This window comes from Flavivirga aquimarina (genome assembly GCF_030540835.1).
Lineage (GTDB): Bacteria > Bacteroidota > Bacteroidia > Flavobacteriales > Flavobacteriaceae > Flavivirga > Flavivirga aquimarina.
In genome coordinates, this window is the sequence record NZ_JAUOEK010000007.1 from 1 (window position 1) to 2,709 (window position 2,709).

Below are 2,709 nucleotides of genomic sequence, written 5' to 3' on the forward strand. Positions count from 1 at the left end.
CAGGAGTTGAGAACGATCCGCTCTTTACCGAGAATATAAGCGAATTCAATCCAAATATAGGGATTGGCGCCTATTTGAGGGGAGACAATTTTTATGTAAATGTATCGGCTCCAGCGATTTTAAAAACCAATCGATATGAAAAAGAATCGGGAATAGCAACAGAGGCTACAGATAAATTACATTTTTATGCAGGTGCAGGGTACCATTTTTCTTTAAAGAATGATATGATTTTTACCCCCTCTGTATTAACCAGAATGGTGAGTGGTGTTCCTTTGTCGATGGATATAAGTGGGACATTGAATATGAATAATACATTGGAGTTTGGAATTAGCCATCGATTAAAAGAATCTATAAGTGGATTGGTGTTTTTTAAGATAACAGATTCGGTGCGGGCAGGCTATGCCTATGATAGTTCGATAACAGCAGTAAAAAACTATAGCGGAGGAAATCATGAAGTGATATTGAAGTTTAACCTTATTAATTCAAAAAAACAATCCAAGATTACGCCTGTGGATGAATTAACCAATCCAATTTTAAGTAATAACTAAATAAGATCACTTAAAAATTTATTTTATAGACGACTTAAGGATGTCTGTCTGGTCATAATGATAGGTCAAATATTTAATCGTTACATGATTTTTTACAACAAATAGTTAGAGTAAACTTGAAAATCCTTTAAACAATTATTTGATTATTGTTTTAAAATTTTGTTTGTTAGTTATTTATATCATTTCGACAGTTCAGATGGCTATCGGAAGAAGAATGAGTGACGGAGAAACTTTATAATAAAGAGACTCCCTTGACTGCCAGTCAATGTTATTAAGTTAAGGGAATTTGTTCTGTTTTTGTCACATTGATTTGCGCAGTCGAAATGCTATTAAAACTAAGATTTATAATGTCTTCGACTGCGCTCAGACTGACATTTCAGCCTTAACTTAATGACGTTGACCTACCAGTAGCTAGGGTGTACCCACATCTTTTAAAGAAGGTTTCTATTTTATTATTTACTTTTAGTTCACAAATCTTATTTGATAAATAGGAGTTCATGAATCTTCGATTTCTTTGCTCGTCTAAAGAAAAGTAACAAACCTGCCTGCCGGCAGGCCAATGTCATTAGTTAAGGAAATTTATGTATGTTCGAGACCTTTGTTAAAATTTAACTAGCGTAAGCAATGAGGTAGTCGAAATGATAGTTCCATTGTCTTCCTGAACGCAGTCGAAGGACTTGTTAGTTATTACCTTTAAAACTTTATAAATAGCTATTTCTGCTCCAATATTTGTGGGTATACCCTACCTACCAGTAGACAAGCTCTTCACAAGCTATACTTTTGACTTTAAACAAAATAATTTTGTTTTCGAATTACTTAACCTTTATAGGGATGACAATAAAATCCTACATAGTAATAATTTTATGATTAGTTATTTGAAAATTAAATTTTATTGAGTTAGATTTATGAAAGATTTTTAAACCCAGAAATGTCTACCAATTTCTATAAATTATTATAAGGGTTAGATATCTATAAAACAATTATTTAAAAAGAACAATTAGAAGGTGGCGGTTGACTCATGTGCGAATTTTTCACAATACCAAGCTCTAACACTATTTTTTTAGCTGCCATTTTTCCCTATAAATTATAAATTTTACCCAAACTACATTATATGGAACAAATTATTATTAACAAACAAAATGACGAATTAGCATTTAGATTAGAGAAGTTTAATAACCTAAAACAGTTTGATCATTTACAACGAAAAAATTATTACTCTATTATTTTATTATATGGTACGAGTTTTAATCTAAAAGTAGATTTTTCAAAATATCACCTTCAAGGTAATCATATCGTTTGTCTATCACCTTATCAACCCTTTATGATAGGGACAGACCAACAATGCTCTGGATTTCTGCTAAATTTTCATCCCGATTTTTTTTGCACCTACCGCCATCAAAACGAAATTGAAACCGAAGGTGTTCTTTTTGGTAATTTTCAAGAGATACCTTTTTTTAAACTATATGAAGAAACATTGTTTTTTAACCTTATAGATAATATTTCAAAAGAAATGGATAAGGATTCTATTGCACAACATGAAGTACTTGTATCTTTTTTGAAAATTTTCCTTATTGAAGCTGTGAGACAGAAAAAGAAATTTGATAAAGACACCGTACTAAAATATGCAGATAGACAATCTGAAGTTTTACAAAATTTGGTAGATGCTATTGAAAGTAATTACCATAAGCTACATGCACCAAAAGAATACGCAGACATCCTATGTATAAGTTCTAAAACTTTGGCAGGAATAGTAAAAAAATATTTAAACCAAACTTTAACATCTTTAATAGCTAATAGAATTATTATTGCTGCTAAGCGAGAACTTTATTTAACCTCAAAACCTGTAAAACAAATAGCAGATGCTTTGGGGTACGGAGATGAATTTTATTTTAGCCGATTTTTTAAAAAGAAAGTAGGAGTTTCACCAGATAATTATAGAAAAACAGTTGGTTTTGCTAAACTAGAAACATTATAATTGTTTAACCAAATAGGAGTAAATACAAATAATAAGTAAAAATTTTTGAATGTCCGTAATCAATCATAAAGCCCACTGTCAACCTGAACTTGTTTCAGGTTCTCATCATAAATCATCAATGTTTATAGCTGTTATGGGATGCTGAAACGAGTTCAGCATGACGCCAAAAAACATTGTTATGACACA

At 31.0% G+C, this 2,709-nt stretch carries 2 protein-coding genes; both read left to right on the forward strand.

Annotation, left to right across the window (positions count from 1 at the left end):
- Positions 1 to 548 (forward strand): PorP/SprF family type IX secretion system membrane protein (locus Q4Q35_RS00035; RefSeq protein ID WP_303275868.1); only part of this gene is annotated, 548 nt, incomplete at its 5' end.
- Between the two features lie 1,111 nt (positions 549 to 1,659).
- Positions 1,660 to 2,523 (forward strand): AraC family transcriptional regulator, encoded by an 864-nt coding sequence (locus tag Q4Q35_RS00040; RefSeq protein WP_303275869.1) that lies wholly within the window; start codon positions 1,660 to 1,662, stop codon positions 2,521 to 2,523.
- Positions 2,524 to 2,709 lie beyond the last annotated feature (186 nt).

Excerpts from the sequence above, each read along its gene's own strand:
- Q4Q35_RS00040 (WP_303275869.1), top strand. The coding sequence starts at position 1,660 with ATGGAACAAATTATTATTAACAAACAAAATGACGAATTAGCATTTAGA.